The sequence below is a fragment of the Streptomyces sp. NPDC001920 genome (genome assembly GCF_053594495.1).
In genome coordinates this window covers 1-15,315 of record NZ_JBSFEP010000006.1, presented here as the reverse complement: position 1 = coordinate 15,315, position 15,315 = coordinate 1, and the positions used below count along the sequence as shown (strand labels likewise).

The following is a 15,315-nucleotide window of genomic DNA, read 5'->3' as shown; positions in this document are numbered from 1 at the left end:
CGTCCGGCGCCGGTCACCCGCCGGCGCCGGCCCCGGCAGCCCACCCCGCTCACGCCCCTTCCAGCACCGCCAGCGCCCGCCGGGCGACCTCCCGCCCGATCGGCAGGGACGCGGTCGCCGCGGGACTCGGTGCGTTCAGCACGTGCACGGCCCTGGCCCCCTCCCGTATCAGGAAGTCGTCCACCAGCGTCCCGTCCCGCAGCACCGCCTGCGCCCGCACCCCCGCCGCCACGGGCACCAGGTCGTCGGAGGTCACCGCGGGCAGCAACCTGCGCACCGCCTCCGTGAACGCCCCCCGCGACACCGACCGCCGCAGCTCCCCGGCCCCGTACCGCCAGTGCCGCCGTGCCATCCGCCACACCCCGGGCCAGGCCACCGTCGCCCCGACCTCCCGCGGCCGTACGATCCCCCAGCTGTATCCCTCCCGGGCCAGCGCCGGCACCGCGTTGGGGCCGATGTGCACACCGCCGTCGATCCCGCGTGTCAGGTGCACCCCGAGGAACGGGAACGCCGGGTCCGGCACCGGGTACACCAGCCCCCGCACCAGCTCGGGCCGCGCCAGCTCGTAGTACTCCCCCCGGAACGGCACGATCCGCGCCTCCGGCTCGTCCCCGGTCATCCGGGCCACCTCGTCGCAGTACAGCCCGGCGCAGTTCACCAGCACCCGCCCCCGCACGACATCTCCGCGCGAGGTGCGTACGGCGACCCCCAGCTCCGCCCGCCGGTCGACCCGCTCGACCTGCGCGCCGTACCGGATCTCCGCACCCGACGCCTCGGCCAGCTGCCGGGCGACCCCGACGAAGTCGCACACCCCCGTCGTCCCGACGTGTATCGCGGCGAGCCCCCGCACCTCCGGTTCGTACTCCGCGATCTGCGCGGCGCCCAGCTCACGTACCGGGATGCCGTTCTCCCGGCCGCGCTGCACCAGGGCGTGCAGCCTCGGCAGCTCCTCCCGCTCGGTCGCGACGATCAGCTTGCCGGTGACGGCGTGCGCGATGCCGTACTCCGCGCAGAACTTGACCATCTCGGCGGCGCCCCGCACCGCGTACCGCGCCTTCAGGGATCCCGGCCGGTAGTAGACCCCGCTGTGGATGACCCCGCTGTTGCGCCCCGTCTGATGCCGTGCCGGGCCCGGCTCCTTCTCCAGCACGGTCACCTTCGTGCCCGGCGCGGCACGTGTGATCGCGTACGCCGTGGCCAGCCCGACGATCCCACCGCCGATCACGAGCACGTCACAGTCGTAAGCGATCGCCCGCACCTGCTCCACCTCCCGGGTTCGATAATGCACTGCGCCACTGACAACGCCCTCAAACCAGGGTGGGGCGCCCCCGGCGCCGCTCGGGTCGCACATCAGGTGGGCCTTCGACGCAGCACAGGCACCGGCGGCTCGGACGCGCGAGCCGCCGGTCCCGGGCCGAGGTGGTCATGCCGGGGTCATGAGCAGCGGCCTCGCCCGCTCGCGCAGCTCGACGACCCTCGGCTCGTCGCCGTACGGCTCCAGCCGGTGCAGCAGGTCCTTCACGTACTCGGTGGTGCGCGCGGACGATATGCGCCCCGCGACCTCCACCGCCCGCACGCCCTGCTCGCACGCGGCATCGAGGTTGCCCGACTCCAGCTCGGCGACCGCCGAGACGACGAGCCGCAGCCCGTGCGAGCGCACGAACTCCTCCGTCGGCTTCGACAGTGCCTGCTCGGTGAACCTCCGTACCTGCCGCGGTGCCTTCAGGTCCCGGTAGCACTCGGCGGCGTCCGCGCAGAACCGGTCGTAGGAGTAGAACCCGAGCCACGACGGGTCGTTGTCGCCCTCCCGCGACCGCTCCAGCCAGCCCTCCGCCGCCTTCAGCGCGGCTCCGGCCGCCTGCGCGTCCCCCGCACGCGCATGCGCGCGTGCCTCGACGAGGCGGAAGAAGCTCATGGTGCGGGCGGTGGCCAGGCTCCGGTTGCGTTCCAGGGCCGCCTGCGCGAGGTCGACGCCCTCGTCGCCGAAGCCCCGGTAGGTCGCCTGGAGCGACATCGACGCCAGCACGTACCCGCCGAGGGGCACGTCGGCCGCCGCGCGGGCGAGCCGCAGCGCCTGGATGTAGTACCGCTGCGCGGCCTCCTGCTGTCCGGTGTCGAAGGCCATCCACCCGGCGAGGCGCGTGAGTTCGGCGGAGGCGCCGAACAGCGCCCGGCCCACCTCGTCGGAGTAGGAGCCGAGCAGCAGCGGAGCCGCCTCCACGCGTAAGCACTCGGGCACCATGGACGAACGCCAGTCGCCGCCTCCGTACTTGGAGTCCCAGCGCCTGGCGTCCTCGGCGGCCTCCCGCAGCTTCTGCACATCGCTGTGGCCGACTTTGAGCGGTGCGCCGGAGCTCTCGGACGGGCTCACCTCGCGCGCCACCGAACTGTCGGCCGGCGTTATCAGCCACCGTGAGGCAGGCGTTGCGTATGCGCTCACCGCGAATGATCCGGCCAGCGACTGCCAGATGCCGCCGGAGCCGGCGCGTCGTCCGGCGAGGTCGAGACGGTAGAGCTCCGTCGCCGACTTCACCGCCTGTCCGACGTCCCGGGGGAAGGCGAGGCCCACTTCGGGTGCGGGGTCCGCGTCCGCCAGGCCGATCTCGTGGAGCGGCACCGGTCGGCCCAGCTTCTGGCCGATGGCCGCGGCGATGAGGTGAGGCGCGGCACCCTGCGGCACCATGCCCTTCGACACCCAGCGCGCCACCGACGTCTTGTCGTAGCGAAGTGTCAGTCCCCGCTGAGCGCCAAGATCGTTGACGCGCCGCGCGAGGCCTGCGTTGCTGATTCCCGCGAGGGCGAGAACGGCGCCGAGTTTTTCGTTCGGCCCGCGTTGCTCCCTGGACATGCGCCACCCCTCGACACAGACGGCTGCCGCGCTGGCATAACCACGCGGCATTCGTAAACCCAGCGTAGTTCGCCGCATCCCAAGCGTTAAGGGGCATTGTTCCGGATGGCGGGATTGTGGTCCGCACTCAAGTGCGCGCCCTGCACGCACAGTTGTGACGTGCTCCCGCTGTGTGGCCGTGCGCCCGTCCGTGCGCTCTTCTCCGGCCATCGGGGGAGCGGTTCCATGGCTCATGCGTGGGTCGGCCCGCTGTACTGGATCCAGTGGGCTGGGGGATTCCGCCGCCTTCATCCCCGCGGGCGGCGGAACGGTCCGGGGGGCGTGCCGCGTTCCCCGGACTGCGCGCGTCCGTGAGCACGGCGAGTAGCGTGCGGGAGTTGCACGCTGTGTGCGCGCGCCCGGCGTCGCAGCGCCGATTTGGCCGAAAATCGACCCCGCCTTTCGGGGTGATTACCGCTCCCACCACGGAACTTGAGGGCGCGAAGGGCGTTCTCGGGGAGCGTACCGGGGGCGCATTCGCATCGCAGGCGGCGCGCGAACCTCCTGGTCCGCCCGGGAGTTCGAACTCTTCACGATCGTCACAGGGGCGCCCGCGCGGGCGCAATTGGGGGAGTTCGAGCGGCTCCGTCGCCGCTCCGGCAGGCGTCCTTCATGGCAGCATGGTGAACCGGTTCGTACGGTGCACTGGTTGTCCACAGCCTGTGGAGGCGGCGATGCGGTGGTTGGTGGGGTGGAGCAGCACCGCCGCGGTGGCCGCCGGGATCGGTTCCGCGGGGGCCACCGGAAGCGAGGGCGAGACCCTGCACCCGGTGGGGTCCCAGCTCCTGTGGGGCGACCCCGACCCGCTGTGGGCGGTCGGCGACTGGCGCCCCGACGAGGTGCGCGTGGTCAAGGCCGACGCGCAGACCCGGATCGCGGTGCTGGGAACCTGCGGGGCGAGCGACGAACAACTGCGGGTCGGTCTGTTCGCCGCGCGCGGCGGGGCGCTGCGACACCTGACGGCGTGGCCCGGCAGCTACACGGCCGTCGTCCAGGTCGGCCGCCGGATCACGGTGTGCGGCGACCTGGCAGGCGCGCGGCCCGTGTTCTACACCCCCTGGGCGGGGGGCACGGCGTACGCGACGGCCGCGCTCCCGCTCGCCGACCTCATCGAGGCCAACCTCGACTTCGGCCACCTCGCCGCCCTGCTCGCCGCCCCCGACGTACCGGCGGCCCTGCACGACTCCACCCCGTACGACGGCGTGCGGCGCATTCCGCCGGGGCATGCGCTGATTCTGCGCACCGGGGCCCGTGAGATCGCCGGGTACGAGCCGGTCGCCTCGCTCGCCGTGGCCGCCCCGACGACGGACCCGGACAGCGCGGTGGACGCCGTGCGCGACGCCCTCGTGGAGGCGGTGCGCACCCGGCTGTCCGCGCCCCGCCATGTGCCCGGCGCCGACATAGACCCGGGCCCGGTGCCGGGGATGGGCCCCGCCGAGCGGCGTGCGGCCCGCGGGATGCCGGTGCCGGGCATCGGCGCCGACCTGTCCGGCGGCCCCGCGTCGGCGACGCTGGCGCTGCTGGCCGCCGGCCTCCCCGGCATGCCGGGCACCGTCCTGGGCCACGGCACGGGCGCGGGGGAACGCCTCCTCGCGGTCACCTTCAACGACCTCGCGGTCGGCGGCCGGGAAGCCGAACTGGAGCGGGCGGGCGCCCTCGCGGCCAACCCGCGCCTGCACCACGTGGTGGTGGCGGGCGGCGAGGAGACACTGCCGTACGCCGACCTGGACGGTCCGCTCACGGACGAGCCGGGCCCGAGTCTGGTGACGGCGGCGCGGCACCGCGCGCGCCTGGCGTCCGGCAGCGCGGACCACTTCACCGGATACGGCGCCCGCCAGGTCCTGGACGCCCACCCGGCCCGCCTCGCGGACCTGTTGATGGACCGCAAGCGACGGCATCTCGTCCGCCCGGTCGCGGCGCTGGCGAAGGCGGACGGCTCGGTGCTGGTCCCCGCACGCGTGTACGGCGCGGCGCGCAAACTCGCCCGCACCCCGTACCGGACGGGCCTGGACTTTCTGGCCGACCGCCTCATGCACCGCCGCTTCGACGAGCCCGGAGGCGCCGTGGGGGCCTCGCTCGCCGCGCTCACCTGGGCCAGACCGGGGCCGGCGGCCCGCTGGCTGACCGGAGAGGCACTGGCCGAAGTATCGGTTCGCCTGCAAGCGGCCACGAACCGCAACGGGGTCGGCCCGGGCCAGCGCCCCGGCGACTACCGCGCGCGTGCGGCCCTCGCCCGGCACGCGGCGGACCTGCGCGTCCTCGAACAGGCCGCGGAGATCCGCTTCCAGCGCCTGCACGCCCCGTTCCTCGACAACCAGGTCGTGCGCGCCTGCCGGACCCTCCCGGAGGCCCTGCGCGTTCAGCCCGGCGCCCGCGCCGCGATTCTCCGTACGGTCCTGGAGGGCGCCGGAGTGGCCGACCTCCCCGTCGGCTGGGGTGCCCCGTCGCACGGGTCGTCGGCGGTAGCGGCGCGTACCGGCATGCGGGTGGCCGCCGACCCGCTGATGTCCCTCTTCGGCACCCCCCTGCTCGCCCAGGCGGGCCTGGTGGAAGCCCGCGTCGTCCGCAAGGCCCTCCGCGCGGCGGCCGAGGGCGAGCCCCTGCCCCTGGACGGCCTGGCCGACCTGGTCTCCCTCGAACTCTGGCTGCGCCGCCTGCTCGCCCGCCGGGGCACCTGCTGGACGGGCACCCCGGCACGCCAACGGGCGGTACCGGCGGGGATCATGCCGCAGCGGGGGGCGTTGGGGGCGGGGGCCGCGGCGCGGCGGGCCTAGAGGGCGTGTGACAGCTCACGGGTGCCTGTCGGCCCGTGCGCCCGCTTCGGTGGTCTGCCGGTCAGGTGCGTCCCGCACGTGGTGCGGCGACGGTCGTCTGCCGGCCGCGCCCCGGTCCTGGTCCCGGCCGCGCCCCGTCTGTTCCGGTCCCGGCCACCCGCCCACCGCGCGACGCGACCAGCCTCCTCACACGCAGCTGAACTTCGACTCCGCCCAGTCCGCGAGGAGCAGGGTGTCGGCCGTGCTGCGCGGCTCCACCACCAGCCGTACCGTCTCCCGCCCGGCGAGGTTCACATGGACCGGTACCGCCGGGTCCCCGCCCTTGAGCGGCCCGGACCGCCACAGCCGGACGCCGTCGGCGTGGACGGAGAAGGAGAAGGCGCCGAGCCCCAGGGCCGAGTCGTCGACGCCGACCAGCGCCTCGTAGGCGGAGCACTCCCGGTTGAGGTCGATGGTGACGGAGGACCGGCCGTGCACGGTGACGCCGTGCGTGTACCGCTTGCCGGCGATCGACACGCCGCCGTACCGCTGCCACACCCAGCTGCTCTGGCCGATCCGCATCTCCGGCGCGCTGCCGTCGCCCGCGATGTCGTACGACAGCTCGCTCCACTGGTAGACGGCAGGGGCGGGCGGGGGAGCAGGCGCGGGAGGCGGCGGCGGTGTCGGTGTGGGGGCCGGCGCCGGCGTGGCCGGAGGCTTCGGACGGGGCGTGGGTGACGGGGTCCCGGTCGGTGTCGGTGCCGGCCTCGGCCCGGCGGCGGGGACGATCGCCGGGGGGCGCGGAGCGGGTTCCTTCGCCGACGGCTTCGGTGGCGTCGGTGTCGGTGTCGGCGTGGGCGTGGGTGTTGGCGTCGGCGGTTCGGGCGTCGGGGGGCCCTCGACGATGGGAGTCGGTACGGAGGGCTGCTTGGCGTCCTCCCGGCCGGCAGGTGTGTCGCCGCCGGACAGCCCGAGCACGAGCGCCGCGGCCACGCCCACGGCGACCACACCGGCCGCGATCCCGGCCTTCAGCGGCGCCCCGAGCCCCTCGGATGCCACCGCGCCGCTGCTCGCTCCACCGGACGAACCACCGCCGGTCGCGGCCCCGCCGGTCGCCCCGGCACCGCCCGACGAGCCGCCCGCCGAGGCCGCTCCCGCGGCACCGGCCGCGCCCGCCCCGGCACCACCGGCGATGAGCCCGGCCGCCTTGGCGTACCCGGCGGCGCCGAACCAGCCGATGACCGCGACCGGCACGACGGCGGGGATGCCGCCGGCGACTTCCTTGATCTGGCCCGCGGCCAGCCGGCACCTGGCGCACTCCTCCAGGTGCTTGCGCAGCCCCCGCTCGGCACGGGCACGCAGGCTGCCCCGGGCGTAGGCGCCGAGCCGGTCGGCGTAGCGGGCACACCCCTCGTCACCGGCGAGGCTGGCACTGACATGGGCCTGTAGGTAGGCCTGCTTGAGTCCCTCGCGGGCACGGCTGGCGAGCACGCGCGTGCCGTTGGCGTCGAGCCCGAACAGCGTGGCGACCTCGCTGGGGGACTCGTCCTCGACCTCGGTGTGCCACAGCACCGCCTGCCAGCGCTCCGGCAACGACCGGAAGGCACGCATCGCCAGGGATCGTTCGGCCTCGTGCATCGCCCGCACGTCCGCGCCCAGGTCGACGGTGTCGTCGTCCGGGACATCGCAGGCGCGCGCCGACTGCGCGGCGAACACCGCGAAGTCGTCGACGAGTTGCTCGCGCCGCGCCGACCGTGTCCAATCGGCCGCGGCACGCCGGATCGAGGTCAGCAGATACGGGCGTACGGCGTGCTCGGGACCGGAGCCGCCGCGGACCGCCTGGAGCATACGGGCGAAGACCTCGGCCGTGAGGTCGTCGGCGGTGTGGGCGTCACGGCAGCAGGTGCGCGCGTACCGGCGGACCGCCTCCGCGTGCCTGAGGTACAGCTCCTCGTACGCGGTGTCGTCGCCGGAACGCATCCGCCCGACCAGGTCGGCGTCCGAGGGAGGCAGCCGGCGCGGCGACGGCAGCGCGCTGTCCTCACGCCGGTCGCGCTGGGCCGGGACACCGCCCCCGGCGCGTCCCTGCGCGTGTCCTCGTGTGCGGTCCTCCGCGGCACCGCCGCCCGGCGGCAGGTCCGCTCGTCCGCCCTGACTCGGCACCTGCGGAGTCGACGAGTCATCGTCACCGTGCGACTCGTCCCGCCCGTCAACACTCATCGCGGAAAGCCCCTGCCGCCAGCTCCACCAGTCCAGGCCACCGGGTCAGGGTGCCACATGGGCTTCGGGTCACGATCCATGCGTACGGACATCCACCCGTCCGTGGGGACTACCCGCAGGGCGGTACGGCAGTACCGGGCCGTGCCCGCGAAGTCCCGCCTGCCCCGCGGCGCCTGGCACGTTCCCCGCTGTCCGACGGGCGGGGGAGGCGGCCTCCCGCCGTACCGCCCGAAAGGGTCACGCACCACCAGTACGAGTGCTTCCGCCCGGCACTCCCCCGGCCTCAGGCCGGGGGCAGCCCCAGAGCACGCACCGGACCCCGCGGCGCCCACCCTCCGGGCGGACGACAGGATTTCGCGGACAGGACCTGCCCGCGCCCGTACGGGCTGAGCTCAAGCGGCCCTGTCTCGACGGGAGTCGAGTCCGGCGGCTGCAGCCCCCGGTCGTGCCCGCCGCGGCGTTCGAGGCGAGGACGGCGCGGGGTCCGCCCCGCCTCTCGGTCACCCCGGCAGGCTCACGACCGCCTGCCGACTCATGCCTGGGGCCGCGACCGCCGACTCATGCCTGGGGCCGCGACCGCAGCCCTTCCAGCAGGATGTCCAGCAACCGCGCCGACGCCGCGGCCTGCTGCGCCGCGTCCGGCAGCGAGGGCGCCGCCGTGGCGATCACCAGCAGGACGTCCGACACCGACACGTCGGCCCGCAGCTCGCCCGCCGCACGGGCCCGCTCCACGAGCTGGCCCACCACGTCGAGCAGCGCCGCCGCCCCCGCGTCGTCCACCGGGTTCGCCGTCACCACCGCGGGCGGCTCGGGCACCAGACGCAGCTCACCGGCGCCCGGCTGTATCCGCTGCTGCGGCACCCGGGCATCGTCGAGCGCGGCGCCGTCCTCGGCGACCCCGACCCGCAACACCTGCGGCGGCAGCAGCCGGCCCGCGCCCGAGGCCACCGACGTGCGCAGGAAGCGCGACAGCGCCGACCACGGCTCGTCCTCCTGGCCGAGCGCCGCCCGCGCCTGGTCGGTCAGCCGGGAGGTCTCCTCCTCGGCTATCCGCCGCACCAGGACGTCCTTGCTCGGGAAACGCCGGTACACCGTCCCGACGCCGACCCGCGCGCGCCGCGCCACGTCCTCCATCGGCGCGCCGTATCCCAGCTCGCCGAAGACCTCGCGCGCCGCACGCAGCACGTGCTCCAGATTGCGCTGTGCGTCCACGCGCAGCGGCGTCGTACGCGAGCTGTCCCCGCGTCCGTTGCCCGCAGCCGCGCTCATCGTGCCGCTCACCGCTCCGCCGCCCGTTGCGATGGCGGACGCGGAAGACCAACGAGAATCCTGAACATGCATAAGCGATCCCCCGGTAATGACGTCTCCCCCCGGAGACACTCCCCGTCATTGCAAGCCGGAGCGTCGCGGAACAAGCCCGGACAACGAGTTCGCCCTGTGTGACTCGCGGACTCGAAGAGCGCATCCCCCTACACCCCGTCGACACACGAACATAGTTGAGAGGGGGTCAATTCAGAAGGGGCAGGTTCCGCACGGAGCTCCCCTCGATCGGAGTACGGGTCGTTTACGCCCAGATTGCGCCACCCGCGATCCCTCGGCGCGCACCCCTTGACCTGCGGACTCTCCCCGCACTCCGGCATTTCGGCCAAATCGCGGCACCACCGGCCTCCGGTCACACAAATTGTCGAGCCTGTGGACAAACGCAAGCGTCGGGTGCGTCATGGGATGGTGAAGGAACGTGCGCGCATTCTCGTTGTCGGCGGCGGCTACGTCGGGATGTACACGGCCCTGCGTCTGACCCGGAGACTCAGACAGGAACTCGCGCGGGGCGAGGCCGAGATCACGGTGGTCACCCCCGACCCGTACATGACGTACCAACCGTTCCTCCCCGAGGCGGCCGCCGGGTCCATCTCCCCACGTCACGTCGTCGTACCGCTGCGCCGCGTCCTGCCCGGCTGCCGGATCATCATCGGCGAGGCCACCGCCATCGACCACGCGAAGCGCACCGCGACCGTCACCACCCTCGCCACCGAGGAGGAGGGCACGGGCACCGAACAGCTGTCGTACGACGAACTCGTGCTCGCCCCCGGTTCCGTCTCGCGCACCCTGCCCGTCCCCGGCCTCGCCGACCACGGCATCGGCTTCAAGACCGTCGAAGAGGCCATCGGCCTGCGCAACCACGTCATCGAGCAGATGGACATCGCCTCCTCAACCCGCGACCCCGCGATCCGCGACGCGGCCCTCACCTTCGTCTTCGTCGGAGGCGGCTACGCGGGCGTGGAGGCACTCGGCGAGCTGGAGGACATGGCCCGGTACGCCACGCGGTACTACCACAACGTCCGGCCCGAGGACATGAAGTGGGTCCTCGTCGAGGCATCGGACCGCATCCTGCCCGAGGTCGGCACGGACCTGGGCCGCTACACCGTCACCGAACTGCGCCGCCGCAACATCGACGTACGCCTGGGCACCCGTCTCGACTCCTGCGCGGACCGCGTGGCCGTCCTCAGCGACGGCGCCCGCTTCCCGACCCGCACGGTCGTCTGGACGGCCGGCGTCAGACCCCACCCGATCCTCGCCGCGACCGACCTGCCCCGCAACGACCGCGGCCGACTGAAGTGCACCCCCGAGCTGGCCGTCGAGGGCACCACGCACGCGTGGGCCGCCGGAGACGCCGCGTCCGTCCCCGACGTCACCGCCGGCGAGCCCGGCGCGCACTGCGCCCCCAACGCCCAGCACGCCCTGCGCCAGGCGAAGGTGCTCGGCGACAACATCGTCCACTCCCTGCGCGGCGAGCCCCTGGAGACGTACGCGTACACGTACGCGGGCTCGGTCGCCTCCCTCGGCTTCCACAAGGGCGTCGCACAGGTCTACGGGCGCAAGCTCAAGGGCTACCCTGCCTGGTTCATGCACCGCGTCTACCACCTCAGCAGGGTGCCGACCTTCAACCGCAAGGCCCGCGTCCTGGCCGAATGGACGCTGTCGGGACTCTTCAAGAGGGAAGTCGTCTCCCTCGGTTCACTCGAACATCCCCGAGCGGAGTTCGAACTCGCGGCCGGTGGAAAACATCCCCACAAGCCCGAAGGCGACCCGAAGGGGTCGTCCTGACCGGACCCAGGAACTCCATCGACCGGGCGGGCGTCTGACGGGTGTCGGCCAGGTCGGCCGCACTGCCAGACTGACCCCGAACCGATCCCGACCCTGGACGACCCACCGTGCTGCAACCCCGGGGTGCCGCCCCGCAGACCCCCGGCCCGGTCCGGAGCTGGCCGAAGACGACGACACGAGGCAAGGATTCGTGAACTTCACGCGCTGGAGCGCCCGGCTCCCCGGAACGCAGCGCCGCGCCGCAGCGCGGACCGAACCCGCGGCGGCGGTCGCCCAGGACCGCCGGGGAGAGAGCCCGGGCGCCGTCCCCGCCGCCCGTGCCGAACCCCTCACCGACGACTCCCAGCCCGTCCCCGCCCTGGACGAGCTGCCGGTCCGCGAGGTCCTGGACCGCATCCCGTCGCTGGTCGCCCTCGTCCACGGCACCGACCACCGCCTGGCGTACGTCAACGACGCCTATGTGACGGCCTTCGGTGTACGCCTCCCGGGTGAACCCGCGCGCCAGTCCCTCCCCGAACTGGCCGAACTGGGCCTGCTCCCCCTCCTCGACCAGGTCCTGCGCAGCGGCAGGCCCCGGACCCTCAAGTCCCGCAAGGCCCCCGGCGGCCGCTCCTACACCTTCACCTGCACCCCCGTGACGGAGGGCGACGGCGGTGTCCTCGTCTTCGCCACCGACGTCACCGACCACGCGGAGGCCGCCGAACGCCTGCGCGCCAGCGAACGCCGCCAGCGCGAAACAGCCGTCACCCTCCAGCGCTCACTCCTCCCCCAGGAGCTCGAACAACCGGACGACCTGCGCATCGCCGCGACCTACCACCCGGGCGGCACGGAGGCCGCGGTCGGCGGCGACTGGTACGACGTGATCACCCTCGGCGGCGGCCGCACGGCCCTGGTGATCGGCGACGTGATGGGCAGAGGCGTACGGGCGGCGGCGGTCATGGGCCAGCTCCGTACGGCGGTGCGCGCCTACGCCCGCCTGGACCTCCCCCCGCACGAGATCCTGCAGCTCCTCGACGGCCTGGCCATGGAGATCGACGCCAACCAGATCGCCACCTGCGTCTACGCCATCCACGACCCGAACGAGGGCCGCCTGGTGTACGCCTCCGCCGGCCACCTACCGATCCTGGTCCGCGACGAGAACGGACAGGTCGAACGCGCCGACGAACCCACCGGCCCGCCCCTCGGCACCGGCGGGTGGATGCACGCGTCCGGTTCGATCGCCCTGAGCCCCGGCTCCACGGCCGTCCTCTACACCGACGGCCTGGTGGAACGCAGGGACGAGGACCTCGACGAGGGAATCGCCTCCCTCGAACGAGCCCTGGCCGGCGCGACCGGCACCCCCCAGGTGGTCTGCGACCGCCTGGTCCGCAGCGCGGGCGTCACCGCGGACCACGACGACGACGTGGCGGTCCTGGTCCTCCAGCACCCGGCCCGCACCGGCCCCGACAGCGACCTCTTCCGCAACGCGGCCCTCGAACTCCTGGGCGGTGTGGAGGCGGCCCCCCGAGCCCGCGCCTTCGCCTCCGGCGTCCTGACGAGCTGGCGCTTCCCCGCGGACCTGCACGACCTGGGAGTCCTGGCGACGAGCGAGCTGGTGGCGAACTCCCTCCAGCACGGCACACCCCCCATGCGGCTGCGCCTGCGCCGCACCGACCGCCGCCTGATCATCGAGGTCACCGACGGCGACGACCACCTGCCCCGCCGCCGCAGAGCCGAGCCGGGCGACGAATCCGGCCGGGGCATCGCCATCGTCGCCACCATCGCCTCCGCCTGGGGGAGCCGCCGGACACCGGGCGGCGGAAAGGCGGTGTGGTGCGAGTTCGTGCTGCCGGGAGGCGGGAACCGGAGCTCGTAGCAGCCGGCCCGCCGTGCGGCGGCGACAGAATCAGGCGTGGGTGCGGGCCTGCCCGGACGGCGACGCGGTCCCCTGCGCCACCACCCGGCTCCTGGCCGACGACGGCTGGTCCTGAACGGCGCTGAGCTGGCGCCCCAACCGCAACGCGAGATAGGTGATGGCCAGCGAGAACCCGAAGAACGTCACGACATACGGCCCGTGCAGCGCCGCCCCCATCGGGCCGCCCACCGCCGGCCCGACAGCCAGAGCGAGCTGCTTCACCAGGGCGAAAGCGGAGTTGTACTGGCCGGCCATGCCCTCCGGGGCCAGATCGGCCACCAGCGGAGCCACCGTCGGCGAGAGCATGGCCTCACCCAGCCCGAACAGCGCATACGTCGAGACGAAAGCCGCCGTGGCCATCGCCTGACTCGCATGACCGAGCCCCGCATACCCGGCCGCGACCCAGGCCACCGCCCAGATCAGCCCCACGGCCGCGATCACACGGGACCGCCTGCGCCGCTCCACGAACTTCAGCACGGCGAACTGCGCCACCACGATCATCGCGGTGTTGGCCGCCAGCGCGGTCCCGAGCGCCGAGGTCGAAACCCCGGCCGCCTCGACCCCGTACGCGGCGAGCCCCGACTCGAACTGCCCGTAGCAGGCGAAGAACAGCACGAAGCCCAGCACGCACAGCTGGACCATCGCCCGGTTCCCGAGCAACTGCCTCCAGCTGCCCTTCACCGGCCCGCCGCCCGGCGCACCCTCGATCCGAGGCGCACGCGGCATCCGGACGGTCGACATCACCACGACGAGCAGCAGGAACATCGCCGCCTCGATCGCGAACAGCACAGTGAAGGACGAGACACTCGACGTGTCGACGAGGTGCCCTCCGATGAGGCCGCCGACCCCGAGCCCCAGGTTCTGCAGGAAGAACTGCATCGCGAACGCCCGCGACCGGGTCTCCGACGGCGAGCAGTCCACGATCATCGTCGCGAGCGCCGGCTGCATCACGGCCTGCCCCGCCCCGAGCGCCGCCGCCGACAGCAGGACGGACACGGCGTCGCCCGCGAGCCCGAGGCACAACGACCCCAGCGCGGCGGTGACCAGAGCGGCGAGCAGCACCGGCAGCGGGCCCCGCCGGACGATGGCCCGCCCGGCGAACGGCAGCACCACCAGCGCGGCCACGGCGAAGACGGCGAGGACCAGCCCCGCGGTCATGGCACCGAGCCCTCGTACCTGCGCGACATAGACGTACAGGTAGGGGACGGTAAAACCGAGCCCGAACGCGCTGAGTGCGTTGCCCACGTGGATCCGGCGCATCGCTGCGCCCATCGCCCTGGTCACGTTCACCTCTCTCGCTATAGATGTGAAGACTTCAAAGCTAAACTTCGAAGGTAAACAGTACACATCGAAGGACTTCGACGCCAAGCACGCCCATGCGATACTCGGCCCATGGGCGACCCCTCCGGCCTCAGCGAGCCGACCCTCGAAGAGCAGATCGCCGCCTACCAGCGCGAGTTCCAGGACCTCGACCCCCAGGTCGAGAAGATCGTCTCGGCGCTGTCCCGCCTGAACCGGCGCATGAACGTCGCCTACGGCCGCCAGACCGCGGCCCTGGGCATCAGCAACGCCGAGTGGGAGGTCCTCAAGGCCCTGGTCCTGTCGGGCGCCCCCTACCGCATGGGCCCGAGCGACCTCGCCAAGCGGCTCGGCCTCACGCCGGCCGCCATGACCCACCGGATCGACCGCATGGTCGCCGAAGGACTGGTGACCCGTGAACGGGACGAGTCCAACCGCGTCCGCGTCATCGTGGAGCTGACCGGCGAGGGGCGCGAGAAGTGGCTGGAGGCGATGAGACTTGCGACGGTCTTCGAGGAGGACCTGCTCCAGGACCTCTCTCCCGAGGAGCGCACCGCTCTCGGCGAGGTCCTCACACGCCTGCTCCGCAGGGTGGAGCACGCCCAGCCGGACGCCGGCGGACGCCTCACCGACCTCGACTGACGCGGCCCCTGTCGCCGCCGCAAAAGATCTTGACAGAGGGTGCTTGACACCCTCCTCCCCGATCCGTAAAGTTCTTCGGGTTGCCGCGGAGCCGTAACGGTTCTGCGACAGCACCTCCCGCCGCGACAGCGGCAAACCAAACCATCAGCACGATCTCCCGACGGGGTTGATTTCGGCGTGCCCGAATTCAATTCGAATTGGGACTCGGCGGCCCGATTGGGAATCGCCGAGAGGATCCGCTAAGGTTTGAGACGTCGGAACGGCCCAACAGCCGCGAAGACAGACCCCGCTGACTGGGAGTCAGACCCGGAAAGATCTGATAAAGTCGGAAGCGCCGGAAAGGGAAACGCGAGAGCGGGAACCTGGAAAGCACCGAGGAAATCGGATCGAGAAAAGATCTGATAGAGTCGGAAACGCAAGACCGAAGGGAAGCGCCCGGAGGAAAGCCCGAGAGGGTGAGTACGAAGGAAGCGACCGTTCCTTGAGAACTCAACAGCGTGCCAAAAGTCAACGCC

The 15,315-nt window shown here is 73.0% G+C and carries 9 protein-coding genes; 4 read left to right on the top strand and 5 right to left on the bottom strand.

Translation table 11 applies throughout. The features are described 5' to 3' along the window. Window positions 1-49 precede the first annotated feature (49 nt). The gene (lhgO, locus tag ACWCPI_RS11530; RefSeq protein ID WP_451037948.1) at window positions 50-1,258 is read right to left on the bottom strand and encodes an L-2-hydroxyglutarate oxidase; all 1,209 of its coding nucleotides are present in this window, start codon (window positions 1,256-1,258) and stop codon (window positions 50-52) included. A 165-nt stretch (window positions 1,259-1,423) separates the two neighbouring features. Next, entirely contained in the window at window positions 1,424-2,848 is a 1,425-nt protein-coding gene (locus tag ACWCPI_RS11525; protein ID WP_451037947.1) for an MFS transporter, read from the bottom strand. A 713-nt stretch (window positions 2,849-3,561) separates the two neighbouring features. On the opposite strand from ACWCPI_RS11525, the gene ACWCPI_RS11520 reads away from it, so the two are divergent. Next, window positions 3,562-5,661: an asparagine synthase-related protein gene (locus ACWCPI_RS11520; protein WP_451037946.1), complete on the top strand. Its 2,100-nt coding sequence runs from the start codon at window positions 3,562-3,564 to the stop codon at window positions 5,659-5,661. Window positions 5,662-5,847: 186 nt separating this feature from the next. Here the strand turns inward: ACWCPI_RS11520 and ACWCPI_RS11515 are convergent, their stop codons facing one another. Both ACWCPI_RS11515 and ACWCPI_RS11510 read right to left on the bottom strand, forming a co-directional pair. Further along, entirely contained in the window at window positions 5,848-7,860 is a 2,013-nt protein-coding gene (locus ACWCPI_RS11515) for a sigma-70 family RNA polymerase sigma factor (RefSeq protein ID WP_451037945.1), read from the bottom strand. 558 nt (window positions 7,861-8,418) lie between these two features. Then, window positions 8,419-9,201, bottom strand: coding sequence for a TetR/AcrR family transcriptional regulator (locus ACWCPI_RS11510; protein ID WP_451037944.1), 783 nt, complete (start codon window positions 9,199-9,201; stop codon window positions 8,419-8,421). Between the two features lie 384 nt (window positions 9,202-9,585). Between ACWCPI_RS11510 and ACWCPI_RS11505 the strand changes: the two genes are divergently transcribed. Together ACWCPI_RS11505 and ACWCPI_RS11500 are read left to right on the top strand one after the other, a co-directional pair. Continuing rightward, on the top strand, window positions 9,586-10,965 hold the full coding sequence (locus ACWCPI_RS11505) for an NAD(P)/FAD-dependent oxidoreductase (protein ID WP_451037943.1): 1,380 nt from the start codon (window positions 9,586-9,588) through the stop codon (window positions 10,963-10,965). 190 nt (window positions 10,966-11,155) lie between these two features. Further along, complete coding sequence (locus ACWCPI_RS11500; RefSeq protein ID WP_451037942.1) at window positions 11,156-12,820, top strand: ATP-binding SpoIIE family protein phosphatase; 1,665 nt, start codon at window positions 11,156-11,158, stop codon at window positions 12,818-12,820. A 30-nt stretch (window positions 12,821-12,850) separates the two neighbouring features. Here ACWCPI_RS11500 and ACWCPI_RS11495 read toward each other — a convergent pair whose 3' ends face one another. Then, on the bottom strand, window positions 12,851-14,119 hold the full coding sequence (locus ACWCPI_RS11495; protein WP_451038211.1) for an MFS transporter: 1,269 nt from the start codon (window positions 14,117-14,119) through the stop codon (window positions 12,851-12,853). A 132-nt stretch (window positions 14,120-14,251) separates the two neighbouring features. Here ACWCPI_RS11495 and ACWCPI_RS11490 point away from each other — a divergent pair, with 132 nt between their 5' ends. Then, complete coding sequence (locus tag ACWCPI_RS11490; protein ID WP_451037941.1) at window positions 14,252-14,800, top strand: MarR family winged helix-turn-helix transcriptional regulator; 549 nt, start codon at window positions 14,252-14,254, stop codon at window positions 14,798-14,800. Window positions 14,801-15,315 lie beyond the last annotated feature (515 nt).

Coding starts and splice junctions, on each gene's coding strand:
- ACWCPI_RS11510 (WP_451037944.1), bottom strand. CDS start 9,201: ATGCATGTTCAGGATTCTCGTTGGTCTTCCGCGTCCGCCATCGCAACG.
- ACWCPI_RS11515 (WP_451037945.1), bottom strand. CDS start 7,860: ATGAGTGTTGACGGGCGGGACGAGTCGCACGGTGACGATGACTCGTCG.
- ACWCPI_RS11495 (WP_451038211.1), bottom strand. CDS start 14,119: ATGCGCCGGATCCACGTGGGCAACGCACTCAGCGCGTTCGGGCTCGGT.
- ACWCPI_RS11520 (WP_451037946.1), top strand. CDS start 3,562: ATGCGGTGGTTGGTGGGGTGGAGCAGCACCGCCGCGGTGGCCGCCGGG.
- ACWCPI_RS11505 (WP_451037943.1), top strand. CDS start 9,586: ATGGTGAAGGAACGTGCGCGCATTCTCGTTGTCGGCGGCGGCTACGTC.
- ACWCPI_RS11525 (WP_451037947.1), bottom strand. CDS start 2,848: ATGTCCAGGGAGCAACGCGGGCCGAACGAAAAACTCGGCGCCGTTCTC.
- ACWCPI_RS11490 (WP_451037941.1), top strand. CDS start 14,252: ATGGGCGACCCCTCCGGCCTCAGCGAGCCGACCCTCGAAGAGCAGATC.